Raw genomic sequence first — 14,502 nt, 5'->3', positions numbered from 1 at the left:
GCTCCTCCGATGTAAATCAAAAAGCCCTAGATCACTGGGCTACCGACTGACAGAACATAAAAAAAGCTCCCAACCATAAAGGCCAGGAGCTTCCATTCCTTGAACAAGGAAATCTTAACGTTTCGAGAACTGTGGAGCGCGACGAGCAGCTTTGAGGCCGTATTTCTTACGTTCCTTCATACGTGGGTCACGTGTCAGGAAGCCGGCTTTCTTCAGCGTACCGCGATATTCAGGGTCTACTTTGAGCAATGCACGGGAGATCCCGTGACGGATTGCGCCAGCTTGACCGGAAATGCCGCCACCATGTGCAAGCACGATTACATCGTAGCTGCCCAGAGTTTCAGTCAGGTTCAAAGGTTGTCTTACGATCATTTTCAGTGTTTCAACACCGAAATATTCGTCCATCTCACGTTTGTTAATGACAATGCGTCCTTCACCCGGTACAAGGCGAACACGTGCTACCGAATGTTTACGACGACCTGTCCCATAGTATTGTACTTGTGCCATGAAACTGTCCTCCTTTATTCTTATCCGCGAAGTTCGTAAACTTCAGGTTTTTGTGCTGCATGTGGATGTTCAGCGCCTGCATATACTTTGAGTCTCAGCTTCATGTGATTACCTTGACGAGTCTTAGGAATCATGCCATGAACTGCGAATTCAATCATACGCTCAGGTTTGGTCTTGATCAGGTCTTCTGCAACAGTAACCTTCAAGCCGCCTGGGTGCATCGAGTGACGGTAGTATTTCTTGTTTTGCATTTTCTTACCTGTGAGGTGAATCTTCTCAGCGTTGATAACAATTACGAAATCACCAGTATCAACGTGTGGAGTGAATTGCGGTTTGTGTTTGCCGCGGATTAGGGCAGCGGCTTCGCTTGCCAAACGGCCAAGTGTTTTGCCTTCGGCATCAATGATGTGCCAATTGCGTTCAACTTCGTTCGGCTTCGCCATGTAGGTGGTACGCATGAATGTTTCCTCCTTGTTCTCGTACGAAAATCATCTGTTTCGTATATCTTGTTTCGCGATTGAATTACAATTTAGTGAGTTAAAAATACTTATTTGTTGGCATTTCCTTGATCGGGGCTGTGGGATAGCCATCAAGAAAACACAACTTTTATATTACAGTATAAACATGACAAGCGCAAGCGATTTTTAAACATTCAGTACTAATTTTTATAAAAAATATAGTGCCGGCCGTTTAGTCCTCCATCTCGTCATATTCCACACTCCAGAGTGCCAGCCCCTTAGACACAGCCGTAGGTCCGGCCGCTGCACGATCACAAGCCGCAAGTATTAGAGGTATTCTATCTGCGCTGATTTTACCTTGGCCCACCTGCATAAGCGTCCCCATAATAATGCGTACCATATGCTGCAAAAAGCCACTGCCTGTAATATAGGTATGGATCACTCCCTGGTCAGAAGAGCCTGGGCGGCACATGCTGCGGTCTACTTCAAGATAAGCCTCATAAATGGTCCGCACATGCGAAGTCTTAGTGGACTTCCTGGAGGCAAACGAGGTGTAATCATGGGTACCCAGCAGCGCGCTTAGCCCCTGCTCCATCGCAGGAACGTTCAGCTTCATCGGATGATGATGCTGCCAGCGCCGCTGAAACGGGTCCGGGAACCGGTTGCCGTTAATCGTGTACCGGTAGGTTTTACGCTTCGCCCCTCTACGGGAGTGGAACGAGAGCGGAACCTCAGCGGCCTCTGTAACCACGATGTCCTGCGGCAGCCTGGCATTCAGAGCCAGACACCAGCGCTCCAGCGGAATCTGGGAGGAGGTTATGAAGTTAAAAGGTTGGCCATAAGCATGCACCCCCGCATCAGTCCGTCCTGAGCCCGTGATTTTGAGCGTCTCACCGGTCAGATGCTGAATAGCATGCTCCAGCTTGTCCTGAATCGTATTGCCCTGAGGCTGGGTCTGAAAGCCATCATAGTGGGTGCCGTCATAATTGACTTTCATCAATAGATTGCGCATTTCATTCTCCTCTTTCAAAAAAAAGAGCCCCGGCGGGAGCTCCTTCTACTCTATACAAGGTGATTCCCGCGGTTATTTGCACGGCAGGGTAATATGCCCTGCAGTACAATAACGTTAAATACGTAAAGCGTACATCCGGAAATCATAGCTTGTGAAACTACGCGCGGTCTACCAGTTCAAGATAAACCATAGGCGCAGCATCGCCACGGCGAGGTCCCAGCTTCAGGATACGAGTGTATCCGCCTGGACGCTCTGTGTAACGTGGAGCAATGTCAGAGAACAATTTTTGGATTGCATCTTGTTCACCATCTACAGTCTCACGACGAACAAATGCAGCTACTTGACGGCGAGCATGAAGATCGCCCTTTTTCGCTTTAGTGATCAGTTTCTCAGCGATGGAACGAACTTCCTTCGCTTTGGCTTCTGTTGTCTGAATACGTTCGTATAGGAACAGATCCGTTACCATATCGCGGAACAAAGCTTTACGCGCGCTGGAATCACGGCCCAATTTTTGGTATGCCATTTGTTTTCCCTCCTTCACTCAAGTCTCAAGAACTCCGGGGTCCTATTCTTCTGTACGAAGTCCCAAACCAAGTTCCTCAAGCTTCTCTTGAACCTCTTCCAAAGATTTGCGGCCCAAGTTACGAACCTTCATCATATCTTCTTCAGTTTTCGTAGTCAGCTCTTGCACAGTATTAATACCGGCACGTTTGAGGCAGTTGTAGGAACGGACAGAAAGATCAAGCTCCTCGATCGTCATCTCAAGTACTTTTTCTTTTTTGTCTTCTTCTTTTTCAACCATAATTTCGGCGTCTTTCGCTTCATCCGTAAGACCTACGAACAGAACGAGGTGCTCGTTCAAAATTTTGGCTCCAAGGCTAACGGCTTCTTCCGGTCGGATACTGCCATCTGTCCAAATTTCCAGCGTCAACTTGTCGTAGTTAGTCACTTGACCAACACGGGTATTATCAATACCGTAATTCACACGTGAAATAGGAGTGTAGATAGAGTCAACTGGAATTACACCAATTGGCTGATCGTCGCGTTTGTTCCGGTCCGCTTGGACGTAGCCGCGACCACGGCCTGCAAAAATGCGCATGTGCAGTCTCGCGCCAGGTCCCAGCGTTGCAATATGAAGATCCGGGTTCAGGATCTCAACATCGCTGTCCGCACGGATATCACCTGCGGTAACGATGCCTTCTCCTTCAGCATCAATCTCGAACACTTTCTCTTCATCCGAATGAATCTTCAGAGAAAGAGCTTTAAGGTTCAGGATGATTTCCGTCACATCTTCCATTACGCCGGGAACGGTCGAGAACTCATGCAGAACGCCGTCAATTTGGACCGAAGTCACTGCGGCTCCCGGAAGGGAGGAAAGCAGAATCCGGCGAAGCGAGTTCCCCAGAGTCGTGCCATATCCACGTTCCAGCGGTTCAACTACGAATTTCCCATAGGTCCCATCATCATTGGCTTCTACGGTCTCAATCTTCGGCTTTTCGATTTCTATCACGAGTGTACCCCTCCTTCAAACGTCGCTCCTATATGAAACAGTCACCCCATCAGGTGTATCATGTAGTATGCCTAAACACCTATTATTAGCAGATGCGTCAGAATTATACCACAATCACAATTCTGATTGTACTAAACGCGGCGACGCTTCGGCGGACGGCATCCATTGTGAGGAACTGGAGTAACGTCTTTAATGAGGTTTACTTCAAGACCAGCGGCCTGAAGGGAACGGATGGCTGCTTCGCGGCCCGCGCCCGGTCCTTTAACCATAACTTCAACGGACTTCATGCCGTGTTCCATAGCTGCCTTAGCAGCTGTTTCGGCTGCCATTTGCGCTGCAAATGGAGTCGATTTACGGGAACCTTTGAATCCTTGACCGCCGGAGCTTGCCCAGGAAATTGCATTTCCGTGAGGATCCGTGATCGTAACGATAGTGTTATTGAACGTGGAACGGATATGTGCCACGCCAGACTCGATATTTTTCCGGTCGCGACGTTTCGTACGTACGACTTTTTTCGGTTTAGCCATTGTCTCTTATCACCTCTTCTTATTTCTTTTTGTTTGCTACAGTACGACGCGGGCCTTTACGGGTACGAGCATTGGTTTTGGTACGTTGACCGCGAACAGGCAATCCACGACGGTGACGAACACCGCGGTAACAGCCGATCTCAGTAAGACGCTTAATATTCAAGGAAATTTCACGACGAAGGTCACCTTCAACCTTAACCTCTTTGTCGATCGTTTCACGCAGTTTGCTGACTTCATCTTCCGTCAAATCACGGACACGTGTGTTAACGTCAATGCCTGTTTCATTAAGAATTTTCTGGGAAGTCGTTTTACCGATTCCGAAAATATAAGTCAAGGCGATCTCAACGCGCTTATCACGTGGCAAATCCACTCCAGCTATACGAGCCATTTTACGCTACACCCCCTTCTTAACCTTGTTTTTGTTTGTGTTTCGGATTTTCGCAAATTACCATAACAGTCCCTTTGCGGCGGATGACTTTGCATTTTTCGCAAATGGGCTTTACAGAAGGTCTTACCTTCATGTTAATTACCTCCTCAAAGTTTTGCGAAGCAAAACTTTTGTTGTAGTTCCCATCTATTTACGGTAAGTTATACGGCCTTTTGATAAATCATAAGGCGATAACTGCACGACCACTTTGTCTCCGGTTAGGATACGGATAAAGTGCATCCGCAATTTCCCGGACACATGGGCAAGTATTTGATGACCGTTCTCAAGCTCAACCTTAAAAGTTGCGTTAGGCAACGGCTCAATGACCGTTCCTTCTACCTCAATGACGTCTTCCTTAGCCACAGTTAGTCTCCTTTCTCATTAGCACTTTGTCCAGCGGGCTGGCCATACTTCATCACTGCAAACCGCAGCTTTCCGTTGGTGACCCGGCCGGTTTCTTCCAAACTGTCTACAATCTCACTGCTGATGAAGGGTATGAGCTCCAAGTGCTGAATATTCTTCTTCTTTGGACTGTCAAACTTACGTTTGTCCCCATCAGCAATATATACAAATCTGCTATCTACAACTGCGATAACAACGGCAGCCTCTCCGGCATCCTTGCCTTTGAGAATTCTCACGATTTGACCAACCTGCGGGCTGCTCCCAGTATTCACGTGAAGATCACCTACGCATTCAGTTTTGTGAAAATCTCCATGCCGTCCGGTGTAACTGCTACTGTATGCTCGAAGTGAGCGCACAGTGAACCGTCTACCGTAACGACCGTCCAGTTATCATCCAGTGTTCTGACATAACGTTCTCCAGCGTTAACCATCGGCTCAATGGCGAGTACCATACCCGGCTTCAGACGTGGTCCGCGGTCCGCTATGCCATAGTTCGGAATTTGCGGTTCTTCATGCAGTTCTGCCCCAATGCCATGACCAACATACTCGCGGACAACGGAGAATCCGGCGTCTTCAATGTATGCTTGAATTGCATGGGAGATTGTAAACAAGCGCACATCCGGTTTGACTAACGCCAGTCCAGCGTACAGGGAGCCTTCCGTGACATCCAGCAAACGCTGAGCCTCTTCGGAAATGCTGCCCACCCCGTAGGTCCAGGCGGAATCACCGTGATAACCACGGTACTCTGCACCGATATCCAGCGTAACGATGTCGCCTTCTACCAGTTTGCGTTTCCCTGGAAATCCGTGCACCAATTGTTCGTTGACTGAAGCGCAAATGCTGGCAGGAAAACCGTTGTAGCCTTTGAAAGACGGCAAAGCACCCTGACTGCGAATGTACCCATCGGCGATTCTGTCGAGCTCACCTGTAGTAATGCCTGGCTGGATAGCTTCAGCAATAAGACGGTGACTCTCGGCAACAATTCGACCAGCTTCCCTCATAAAGACAAGTTCCTGTTCGGATTTGCAAATGATCATTACATTAACCCCGCAGCATAGATACGATTTCAGAAGAAACGACATTGATTTCGTTTTCTCCGTTGACCTGACGCACAAGACCTTTATCGTCATAAAATGCAAGCAGCGGCGCTGTCTTGTTATCATACTCATCCAGACGCTTGCCTACACTTTCTTCGTTGTCATCCGGACGCTGATACAATTCTCCGCCATCAATGTCGCAGATGCCATCTTGCTTCGGCGGGTTGAAAATTAAATGGTAGGATGTTCCGCATACTGAGCAGATCCGGCGTCCGGTAAGACGCGCCATCAGCAGTCCGCGGTCCACATTCAAGTTAACAACGTGATCCAGTGAAGTTCCAAGCCGGCTGAGGATTTCTCCCAGCGCTTCCGCTTGCGAAAGGGTTCTTGGAAAGCCATCCAATAAAAAACCTTTTTCGCAATCGGACTGCTGCAGCCGTTCTTCGACGATTCCAATAGTCACATCATCAGGTACAAGCAAACCTTGATCGATGTAAGATTTAGCCTTCAGCCCGATCGGCGTTCCCTGCTTGATTGCCAAGCGAAAAGCATCACCGGTCGAAATATGCGGAATACCAAGTTCTTTAACAACAACTGCGGCTTGTGTTCCCTTGCCTGCCCCAGGAGGGCCCATGAATAAAATGTTCACGATTCTCTTCTCCCCCCGAAAGTTCGCCACCAAGCAAGAAACAGCACAATAGGTACCGGGAAGTTTAAAGCCTTAGGTACTTCTCCGGAACCTATCGCCTATTTATTGATGAAGCCTTTGTAATGGCGTTTGATCAATTGGCTCTCGATCTGCTTCATGGTATCCAGTGCAACACCGATAACGATCAACAGTGCCGTACCACCAATCTGCACTTGCTTCGGTAACCCGGATAACGATCCAAATAATACTGGCAATACAGAGATTAATGACAGGAACAGCGCACCGGACATGGTCAGACGCGACATTACTCTAGTCAGATACTTCTCAGTTGCCTTACCTGGACGTATACCTGGAATGTATCCGCCATTCTTTTTCATATTGTCAGCCATTTGCTGCGGGTTCATCTGGACAAACGTATAGAAGAATGTGAATCCGATGATCATGACTACATACAGCAGCATGCCGAGCGGCTTGGTATGATCCAGATTGGCCGAGACCCATTTAGCCCAAGTGTGGGTGGACCAGAAGCTCGATAAAACGATCGGGAATTGAAGCAGCGAAACGGCGAAGATAACAGGAATTACACCAGCCGCATTAATTTTAAGCGGAATGTGCGTATTCTGTCCACCGTACATTTTGTTACCGACTACGCGCTTGGCATATTGTACAGGGATTTTACGGATACCTTGTTGAACAAAGATCACCCCGACAATAATCGCAACAACCACGATCAGTACAATAACGACTTTAAGAATATTCAGGAACATCTGACCCGGCTGGATGAAGCTTGATTGCGCCGTAGTGGTGATATATCCCGGAAAGGCGGCGACGATTCCCGCAAAAATCAGGATCGAAATCCCGTTTCCTATACCCTTTTCAGTGATCTGCTCACCTAACCACATCAAGAACGATGTACCCGCCGTCAATATGATCGCAATAAGCAGGTAATCCGCAAAGGTTGCATTTGGAATCATCTCAGTGCCATAAATCCGGTTAAACCCGATAGATGTGGCAAACGCTTGAATCAAACCTAGCACTACTGTGCCGTAACGCGTAATTTGCGCCAGCTGCTTTTTCCCGTGTTCCCCTTGCTTAGCCCATTCGGCAAACTTAGGGACAACATCCATCGAAAGCAATTGAACTATGATGGATGCTGTGATATACGGGTAAATGCTGATCGCAAAAATCGAGAAGTTTTTGAGCGCTCCGCCCGAGAAGGTGTTCAAAAGACCCATCAAAGCGTCTCCGCCCTGATTTGTTGATTCCAGTACTTCTTTGTTCACACCGGGAACCGGTACAAACGAACCGATGCGGTAAATGATCAGAACGAACAGGGTAAACAGGATCTTTTTGCGCAAATCTTCAACATGCCATATATTCTTAAGCGTCTTGAACATTAGATCACCTCGGTTTTACCGCCGGCAGCTTCGATTTTCTCTACCGCAGATTGAGAGAACTTATTTGCTTTGACAGTCAATTTAACAGCCAGTTCACCGTTGCCGAGAATCTTGATGCCGCTCTTAGTGTTGCTGACAACACCAGTTTCAAGCAAAAGCTCAGGAGTTACTTCTGTTCCTTCTGCAAAGCTATTCAGATCTTCCAGGTTCACAATCGCGTACTCTTTACGGGTAGGATTGACGAAACCACGTTTAGGCAGACGACGATAGAGTGGGTTTTGTCCACCCTCGAAGCCTGGACGTACACCACCGCCGGAACGGGAGTTTTGACCTTTATGACCACGGCCCGAAGTTTTACCGTTACCGCTACTTGGTCCACGACCAACGCGGTTGCGTTCTTTCCGTGATCCAGGAGCTGGAGCAAGTTCATGTAACTTCATCGTTTGCACCTCCTTATGTTTGTTAATTTATGCGAGGCTGTTTAGCCTTCAATTTCAGTAACGGACAGCAAGTGGCTCACTTTGTTGATCATCCCGCGAATTGCAGGAGTGTCGTTGTGAACCACGGACGAGTTGGTTTTGCGCAGGCCGAGCGTCTTAACAGTAACACGTTGTGTTTCTGGACGTCCAATTACACTGCGTACGAGGGTAATTTGCAATTTAGCCATTGACGTTCCCCTCCTTAACCGCGTAATTCTTCGACAGATTTGCCGCGAAGCTTCGCGACCTCTTCAATGCGCTTCAGACGGGAAAGACCCTCTAAAGTAGCATTGACCATATTCATGGAATTCGAAGAACCCAAAGATTTTGTCAAGATATCGCCAACGCCTGCCAATTCAAGCACCGCACGAACCGGTCCACCAGCGATAACGCCGGTACCTTCGGATGCTGGTTTCAGCAGAACGCGTCCTGCGCCGAAATGTCCAGTAACCAGGTGAGGAATCGAAGTTCCTACGATTGGAATGTGGATCAGGTTTTTCTTGGCGTCTTCAATGCCTTTACGGATGGCATCCGGAACTTCGCCGGCTTTACCGATACCAGCACCAACGTAGCCGTTGCCGTCGCCCACAACAACAAGTGCACTAAAGCTGAAACGGCGTCCGCCTTTTACAACTTTTGCAACACGGTTGATGTGTACAACTCTTTCTGTCAGTTCTAAACTGTTCGGATCTACACGCAAGTCGTTAACCTCCTTTTAGAAATATTCTAGAATTCAAGACCAGCTTCGCGAGCTGCGCTAGCCAGAGCCTGAATCCGTCCATGGTACAAGTATCCACCGCGGTCAAATACAACCACTGCATAACCCTTTTCTTTAGCGCGCTCAGCGATCAGTTGACCCACTTTGCTTGCAGCTTCAACGCTGCCGCCATTTCCGATTGTAGCACTCAATTCCTTATCAAGTGTGGAGGCAGATACGATAGTAACGCCAGTCACATCATCGATCAGTTGAGCGTAGATGTGTTTCGAAGAACGGAACACATTCAAACGTGGACGCTCAGTAGTACCCTGGATCTTCTTACGAACACGCAGGTGTCTTTTGAGACGAGCCTTGTTTTTATCCTCTTTTGTAATCATGACTTCCCTTTCACTCCCTTCAGTTTGCCGTAAACAGCTTCACTTTAAGATGCACGGGGTATCTTACAATTAAGGTAGAGCTGGTTATTTCTTCTTACCAGCTTTACCTTCCTTGCGGATGATACGCTCGCCTTCATATTTGATACCTTTACCTTTGTATGGCTCAGGTTCACGTACGGAACGGATTTTGGCAGCGTAAGCGCCAACGCGTTCTTTGTCAATCCCTCTAACGATGATCTTCGTGTTCGCAGGAACATCGAACTCGATACCCGCTTCCGGTGTAATTTCAACCGGGTGGGAGTAACCAACGTTCAATACGATTTTATCTCCGGATTTGCTTGCACGATATCCGACCCCAACCAGTTCCAGAGATTTCGAGAAACCTTCAGTCACACCACTCACCATGTTGTTGACAACGGAGCGGGTTGTGCCGTGAAGTGAACGATGCAATTTGTTGTCCGACGGGCGAACAACAGTGATTTCGTTATTTTCAACTGTAATCTTCATGTCTTTATGAAGCTCACGAGTCAAAGTGCCTTTAGGACCTTTTACTGTAATAACGGCGTTGTCCAAAGTGACATCTACACCGCTAGGTACTGCGATTGGTTTGCGACCAATACGAGACATGTGTTGCACCTCCTTATCTTGTGACGTTTATTACCAAATGTAGCAGACAACTTCTCCGCCGGATTTAGATTGACGAGCTTCTTTGTCGGTCATAACTCCCTTAGATGTGGAGATAATCGCGATTCCAAGGCCACCGAGTACACGAGGTACTTCATTGCTCTTGGTGTATACGCGAAGACCTGGTTTACTGATTCTTTTCAGACCAGTGATAACGCGTTCCTGGCTTGGGCCGTATTTCAGGAAAATACGGATAATCCCTTGTTTGCTATCTTCAACGAATTCAGCATCACGGATGAAGCCCTCACGCTTCAAGATGTCCGCGATTTGTTTTTTCATAGTAGAAGCAGGCATTTCTACTGTCTCGTGACGCACAGTGTTGGCGTTACGAATACGAGTAAGCATATCTGCAATAGGATCAGACATAGTCATGTGTGTAAACCTCCTTCCCGTTTATAAACTTCTTACCAACTTGCTTTTTTCACGCCAGGAATCTGGCCTTTATAAGCTAATTCACGGAAACAAATTCTGCAAATTTTAAACTTTTGCAGTACCGAATGTGGACGACCGCAACGCTCGCAACGTGTATATGCACGTACTTTGAACTTAGGCTCGCGTTGTTGTTTAACTTTCATTGAAGTCTTTGCCACTTAGACTGACACCTCCTAAACATTTTCGGAGAAATGGATGATTCTTATTTTGTGAAAGGCATTCCCAGCTGATTCAGCAGCTCACGGGATTCCTCGTCCGTCTTAGCAGTCGTTACAATAACGATGTCCATACCGCGAACCTTATCCACTTTGTCATACTCGATTTCAGGGAAGATCAATTGTTCTTTAAGACCCAGTGTGTAGTTACCGCGGCCATCGAAGGCTTTGCTGGAAACACCACGGAAGTCACGAACGCGTGGAAGCGTTACGTTGATCAATTTATCCAGGAAGTAGTACATACGCTCGCCGCGCAGTGTTACTTTAACCCCGATCGGCATATTTTCGCGCAGTTTGAAACCGGCGATGGATTTCTTTGCTTTAGTGATAACCGGCTTTTGACCAGAAATCAGTTGCATATCGTTAACTGCAGCGTCAAGCACTTTGGAGTTTTGAACAGCGTCACCTACACCCATGTTGATGACGATCTTCTCGATCTTAGGCACTTGCATAACTGTTGTGTAGTTAAACTTCTGCATCAAAGATGGTGTAATTTCATTCAGATAACGTTCTTTCATTCTTGCTGCCATGAAGATTTACCTCCTTTCATTAGGACTGTATTAGTCGATAATCTCTCCGGATCTTTTTGCTACCCGAACCTTCTTACCGTTATCTAGTACTTTATAGCCGATGCGCGTAACTTTCCCGCTCTTCGGATCAATGTGCATTACGTTGGACACATGGATCGAAGCTTCCTGCTCGATGATTCCGCCTTGCGGATTCAGCTGGTTAGGCTTCTGGTGTTTCTTCACCATGTTCACGCCTTCTACCAGGACGCGGTTTTCACGAGGATAAGCAGCGATGACACGGCCTTTTTTACCTTTGTCTTTCCCGCTGATCACAAGCACCACATCATCTTTTTTCACGTGCAGTTTATTGTTATGGGATTCCAGAACTTTTTTAACTCTAGGCATTGATTACACCTCCTATAACTACCTTTTCAAGTACAACCGAGTATCACTCGGATTTTTAGATTACTTCCGGTGCCAAGGAAACGATCTTCATGTAGTCCTTGTCGCGAAGTTCGCGAGCAACTGGTCCGAAGATACGTGTTCCGCGCGGGCTTCTGTCGTCTTTGACAACAACAGCTGCATTTTCGTCGAATGCGATGTAAGATCCATCTTTACGGCGTACCGAACGTTTTGTACGAACAACTACCGCTCTAACAACATCACCTTTTTTGACAACGCCGCCTGGTGTTGCTTGTTTAACGGAACAAACGATCAGATCGCCGATTGCTGCTGTACGGCGTCCAGTACCACCCAGTACGCGGATACACATCAGTTCCTTCGCACCAGAGTTGTCAGCCACATGCAAACGTGTAAATGGTTGAATCATTATTATTTTCCTCCTTCCGGAAAGGGATCTGCTTCATGTTTTAGATGATTACCGCTTTTTCAACCACTTCAACCAGTCTCCACCGTTTGTCCTTCGACAATGGACGAGTTTCCATGACTTTCACGACATCACCAATTTTAGCTACATTCTCTTCATCATGTGCCTTGAATTTCTTCGTGGACTTGATGCGTTTGTGATACAGATTGTGCTTTTTATAGGTTTCAACAGCAATTACGATGGTTTTATCCATTTTGTCGCTGACTACTTTACCGATCAGCACTTTACGTGCATTACGCTCTTCGCTCATAATTAGCCTCCTTCCTGATTACGGATTATGCATCCGCCGTCACTTAACTAATCCCAAGTACTCTTTGATGGATAACGGTTTTAGCACGAGCTATTTCCTTACGCACATCACGAATCCGAGTCGGGTTATCCAGTTGGCCTGTTGCCAATTGGAAACGGAGATTGAAAAGTTCTTCCTTGAATCCGGCGATTTTCTGTTCAATCTCAGCAGTGGTTAAGTTGCGAAGTTCATTAGCTTTCATTTGCTTCACCACCCAATTCTTCACGTTTCACAAACTTAGTCTTTACAGGCAGCTTGTGAGCGGCAAGACGCATCGCTTCACGAGCGATTTCTTCCGACACGCCTCCGAGTTCGAACATAATCTTACCCGGTTTAACTACAGCTACCCATTTCTCAACGTTACCTTTACCACTACCCATACGAACCTCGAGAGGCTTCTGAGTGATTGGCTTATCCGGGAAAATCTTGATCCAAACCTGACCGCCACGTTTGATGTAACGTGTCATTGCGATACGTGCAGCTTCGATCTGACGGTTAGTGATCCAAGATGGCTCCAGTGCCTGCAAACCGAATTCGCCGAAGTTAAGCTCGGTTCCGCCTTTTGCCATACCCTTCATGTGACCGCGTTGTTGCTTGCGGTGTTTAACGCGCTTTGGTACCAACATGATTAGTTGCCTCCTTCCTGAGCAGCTTGTTTCTTAGCTGGGGGAAGAACTTCTCCACGATAAATCCATACTTTTACGCCGATACGGCCGTAAGTTGTATGTGCTTCAGCTGTTCCGTAATCGATATCAGCACGAAGCGTATGAAGTGGAACTGTTCCTTCGCTATAACCTTCTGAACGGGCAATCTCAGCGCCGCCAAGACGTCCGCCAACCTGAGTTTTAATACCCTTTGCGCCGGAACGCATAGTTCTTTGAATCGCTTGTTTCAGAGCACGACGGAACGATACACGACGTTCCAGCTGTTGTGCAATGCTTTCAGCAACAAGAATAGCATCCAGTTCAGGGTGTTTGATTTCATTGATGTTGATGTGTACTTTCTTACCGCCGGCGATAGCTGTAACTGCGCTGCGAAGTACTTCTACTTCTGCTCCGCCTTTACCAATTACCATACCTGGCTTGGCAGTGTGAATTGTAACGTTCACTCGGCTTGCCGCTCTTTCGATCTCGATGCGGGAAACAGAGGAATCTTTCAACTTGCCTTTAAGGTATTCCCGGATTTTGACGTCTTCCATTAAAAGAGTACCGAAATCTTTGCCTGCATACCATTTTGATTCCCAATCGCGAATAATACCGACTCGGAGTCCGACTGGATTTACCTTTTGACCCACGTGTTATCCCTCCTTATTTCTCAGATACCACCAAAGTAATGTGGCTGGTACGTTTATTGATCCGGCTTGCGCGGCCCATGGCGCGCGGGCGGAAACGTTTCATTGTAGGACCCTGGTTAACGAAAACTTCGCTTACGAATAAGCTGTTAACGTCCATAGAGTAGTTATGCTCAGCGTTCGCAATCGCCGAGTTCAGTAGCTTCTCAACAACCGGAGAAGCGGACTTCGGAGTGTGGCGAAGAATTGCAATTGCTTCCCCCACTTGCTTGCCGCGAATCAAGTCAACAACCAGTTTCGCTTTACGAGCGGAAATCCGCACCGATCTTGCATGTGCTTTTGCTTCCATTGTTTTCCCTCCTCTCAAACGAAGACGTTAATTATCTTCTGGTTTTCTTATCGTCACCCGCGTGGCCTTTGTAAGTACGTGTTGGCGCGAACTCGCCCAACTTGTGACCTACCATATCTTCCGTTACGTATACAGGCACGTGTTTGCGGCCGTCATATACACCAAACGTATGTCCGATAAACTGAGGGAAAATGGTTGAGCGACGGGACCAGGTTTTTACTACGACTTTCTTGTCTGTCTCGTTCAAATCCTCAACTTTTTTCAGCAGGTAGCCATCGATGAACGGCCCCTTCTTTAAACTGCGACCCATGTGTGAATCCTCCCTTCATCCGGTTCTTCAAAACCGCG

29 protein-coding genes are annotated in these 14,502 nt (G+C 47.4%); all 29 read right to left on the bottom strand.

Annotated features, from left to right (window positions below):
* Positions 1-114: 114 nt before the first annotated feature.
* Positions 115-507, bottom strand: coding sequence for a 30S ribosomal protein S9 (gene rpsI, locus NST04_RS07445; protein ID WP_036692433.1), 393 nt, complete (start codon positions 505-507; stop codon positions 115-117).
* A gap of 20 nt (positions 508-527) precedes the next feature.
* A complete protein-coding gene (rplM, locus tag NST04_RS07440; RefSeq protein ID WP_036692430.1) occupies positions 528-965 on the bottom strand; it encodes a 50S ribosomal protein L13 in 438 nt (145 codons plus the stop codon).
* Positions 966-1,197: 232 nt separating this feature from the next.
* Positions 1,198-1,977, bottom strand: coding sequence for a tRNA pseudouridine(38-40) synthase TruA (gene truA / locus NST04_RS07435; protein WP_341183742.1), 780 nt, complete (start codon positions 1,975-1,977; stop codon positions 1,198-1,200).
* A 157-nt stretch (positions 1,978-2,134) separates the two neighbouring features.
* The gene (gene rplQ, locus NST04_RS07430; RefSeq protein ID WP_019908254.1) at positions 2,135-2,500 is read right to left on the bottom strand and encodes a 50S ribosomal protein L17; all 366 of its coding nucleotides are present in this window, start codon (positions 2,498-2,500) and stop codon (positions 2,135-2,137) included.
* A 42-nt stretch (positions 2,501-2,542) separates the two neighbouring features.
* Entirely contained in the window at positions 2,543-3,487 is a 945-nt protein-coding gene (locus tag NST04_RS07425) for a DNA-directed RNA polymerase subunit alpha (RefSeq protein WP_036692422.1), read from the bottom strand.
* 131 nt (positions 3,488-3,618) lie between these two features.
* Positions 3,619-4,014: a 30S ribosomal protein S11 gene (rpsK, locus tag NST04_RS07420; protein WP_020427052.1), complete on the bottom strand. Its 396-nt coding sequence runs from the start codon at positions 4,012-4,014 to the stop codon at positions 3,619-3,621.
* Between the two features lie 19 nt (positions 4,015-4,033).
* Complete coding sequence (rpsM, locus tag NST04_RS07415) at positions 4,034-4,402, bottom strand: 30S ribosomal protein S13 (protein ID WP_036721817.1); 369 nt, start codon at positions 4,400-4,402, stop codon at positions 4,034-4,036.
* A 19-nt stretch (positions 4,403-4,421) separates the two neighbouring features.
* On the bottom strand, positions 4,422-4,535 hold the full coding sequence (gene rpmJ, locus NST04_RS07410; RefSeq protein ID WP_003322638.1) for a 50S ribosomal protein L36: 114 nt from the start codon (positions 4,533-4,535) through the stop codon (positions 4,422-4,424).
* Positions 4,536-4,588: 53 nt separating this feature from the next.
* On the bottom strand, positions 4,589-4,804 hold the full coding sequence (gene infA, locus NST04_RS07405; RefSeq protein ID WP_018753971.1) for a translation initiation factor IF-1: 216 nt from the start codon (positions 4,802-4,804) through the stop codon (positions 4,589-4,591).
* Between the two features lie 2 nt (positions 4,805-4,806).
* Entirely contained in the window at positions 4,807-5,115 is a 309-nt protein-coding gene (locus tag NST04_RS07400) for a KOW domain-containing RNA-binding protein (protein WP_341183741.1), read from the bottom strand.
* Between the two features lie 11 nt (positions 5,116-5,126).
* On the bottom strand, positions 5,127-5,879 hold the full coding sequence (gene map, locus NST04_RS07395; protein ID WP_341183740.1) for a type I methionyl aminopeptidase: 753 nt from the start codon (positions 5,877-5,879) through the stop codon (positions 5,127-5,129).
* Positions 5,880-5,883: 4 nt separating this feature from the next.
* Positions 5,884-6,528, bottom strand: a complete 645-nt coding sequence (locus tag NST04_RS07390) for an adenylate kinase (RefSeq protein WP_341016393.1) — start codon at positions 6,526-6,528, stop codon at positions 5,884-5,886.
* Positions 6,529-6,626: 98 nt separating this feature from the next.
* Entirely contained in the window at positions 6,627-7,925 is a 1,299-nt protein-coding gene (gene secY, locus NST04_RS07385) for a preprotein translocase subunit SecY (protein WP_341183739.1), read from the bottom strand.
* Complete coding sequence (rplO, locus tag NST04_RS07380; RefSeq protein WP_036692409.1) at positions 7,925-8,365, bottom strand: 50S ribosomal protein L15; 441 nt, start codon at positions 8,363-8,365, stop codon at positions 7,925-7,927. Before rplO ends, secY begins: the two co-directional genes overlap by 1 nt.
* A gap of 41 nt (positions 8,366-8,406) precedes the next feature.
* Positions 8,407-8,592, bottom strand: a complete 186-nt coding sequence (rpmD, locus tag NST04_RS07375) for a 50S ribosomal protein L30 (protein ID WP_019908243.1) — start codon at positions 8,590-8,592, stop codon at positions 8,407-8,409.
* A gap of 14 nt (positions 8,593-8,606) precedes the next feature.
* Positions 8,607-9,104 (bottom strand): 30S ribosomal protein S5, encoded by a 498-nt coding sequence (gene rpsE / locus NST04_RS07370; RefSeq protein ID WP_036652980.1) that lies wholly within the window; start codon positions 9,102-9,104, stop codon positions 8,607-8,609.
* 26 nt (positions 9,105-9,130) lie between these two features.
* On the bottom strand, positions 9,131-9,499 hold the full coding sequence (gene rplR / locus NST04_RS07365; protein ID WP_036692407.1) for a 50S ribosomal protein L18: 369 nt from the start codon (positions 9,497-9,499) through the stop codon (positions 9,131-9,133).
* An 84-nt stretch (positions 9,500-9,583) separates the two neighbouring features.
* Positions 9,584-10,126 (bottom strand): 50S ribosomal protein L6, encoded by a 543-nt coding sequence (rplF, locus tag NST04_RS07360; RefSeq protein ID WP_036721827.1) that lies wholly within the window; start codon positions 10,124-10,126, stop codon positions 9,584-9,586.
* A gap of 30 nt (positions 10,127-10,156) precedes the next feature.
* Complete coding sequence (gene rpsH, locus NST04_RS07355; protein WP_036692403.1) at positions 10,157-10,555, bottom strand: 30S ribosomal protein S8; 399 nt, start codon at positions 10,553-10,555, stop codon at positions 10,157-10,159.
* Positions 10,556-10,587: 32 nt separating this feature from the next.
* Complete coding sequence (locus NST04_RS07350; protein ID WP_036589425.1) at positions 10,588-10,773, bottom strand: type Z 30S ribosomal protein S14; 186 nt, start codon at positions 10,771-10,773, stop codon at positions 10,588-10,590.
* Between the two features lie 44 nt (positions 10,774-10,817).
* Positions 10,818-11,360 carry a 50S ribosomal protein L5 gene (rplE, locus tag NST04_RS07345; protein WP_209878863.1) on the bottom strand — a complete coding sequence of 181 codons (543 nt, stop codon included), beginning with the start codon at positions 11,358-11,360 and terminating at the stop codon, positions 10,818-10,820.
* 30 nt (positions 11,361-11,390) lie between these two features.
* Positions 11,391-11,744: a 50S ribosomal protein L24 gene (gene rplX, locus NST04_RS07340; RefSeq protein ID WP_019908235.1), complete on the bottom strand. Its 354-nt coding sequence runs from the start codon at positions 11,742-11,744 to the stop codon at positions 11,391-11,393.
* A 55-nt stretch (positions 11,745-11,799) separates the two neighbouring features.
* The gene (gene rplN, locus NST04_RS07335; protein WP_036680556.1) at positions 11,800-12,168 is read right to left on the bottom strand and encodes a 50S ribosomal protein L14; all 369 of its coding nucleotides are present in this window, start codon (positions 12,166-12,168) and stop codon (positions 11,800-11,802) included.
* Between the two features lie 40 nt (positions 12,169-12,208).
* On the bottom strand, positions 12,209-12,475 hold the full coding sequence (gene rpsQ, locus NST04_RS07330; protein ID WP_036692400.1) for a 30S ribosomal protein S17: 267 nt from the start codon (positions 12,473-12,475) through the stop codon (positions 12,209-12,211).
* Between the two features lie 43 nt (positions 12,476-12,518).
* On the bottom strand, positions 12,519-12,716 hold the full coding sequence (rpmC, locus tag NST04_RS07325) for a 50S ribosomal protein L29 (protein WP_019908232.1): 198 nt from the start codon (positions 12,714-12,716) through the stop codon (positions 12,519-12,521).
* The gene (gene rplP / locus NST04_RS07320) at positions 12,706-13,140 is read right to left on the bottom strand and encodes a 50S ribosomal protein L16 (protein ID WP_020427064.1); all 435 of its coding nucleotides are present in this window, start codon (positions 13,138-13,140) and stop codon (positions 12,706-12,708) included. Before rplP ends, rpmC begins: the two co-directional genes overlap by 11 nt.
* 2 nt (positions 13,141-13,142) lie before the next feature.
* On the bottom strand, positions 13,143-13,808 hold the full coding sequence (gene rpsC / locus NST04_RS07315) for a 30S ribosomal protein S3 (protein ID WP_341016387.1): 666 nt from the start codon (positions 13,806-13,808) through the stop codon (positions 13,143-13,145).
* Between the two features lie 13 nt (positions 13,809-13,821).
* A complete protein-coding gene (gene rplV / locus NST04_RS07310) occupies positions 13,822-14,154 on the bottom strand; it encodes a 50S ribosomal protein L22 (RefSeq protein WP_019908228.1) in 333 nt (110 codons plus the stop codon).
* A gap of 31 nt (positions 14,155-14,185) precedes the next feature.
* The gene (rpsS, locus tag NST04_RS07305; protein WP_036692395.1) at positions 14,186-14,464 is read right to left on the bottom strand and encodes a 30S ribosomal protein S19; all 279 of its coding nucleotides are present in this window, start codon (positions 14,462-14,464) and stop codon (positions 14,186-14,188) included.
* Positions 14,465-14,502: the final 38 nt, after the last annotated feature.

The sequence above is a fragment of the Paenibacillus sp. FSL H7-0756 genome, from assembly GCF_038006765.1.
GTDB lineage: Bacteria > Bacillota > Bacilli > Paenibacillales > Paenibacillaceae > Paenibacillus_AQ.
This window is presented reverse-complemented; position numbering and strand designations above follow the sequence as displayed.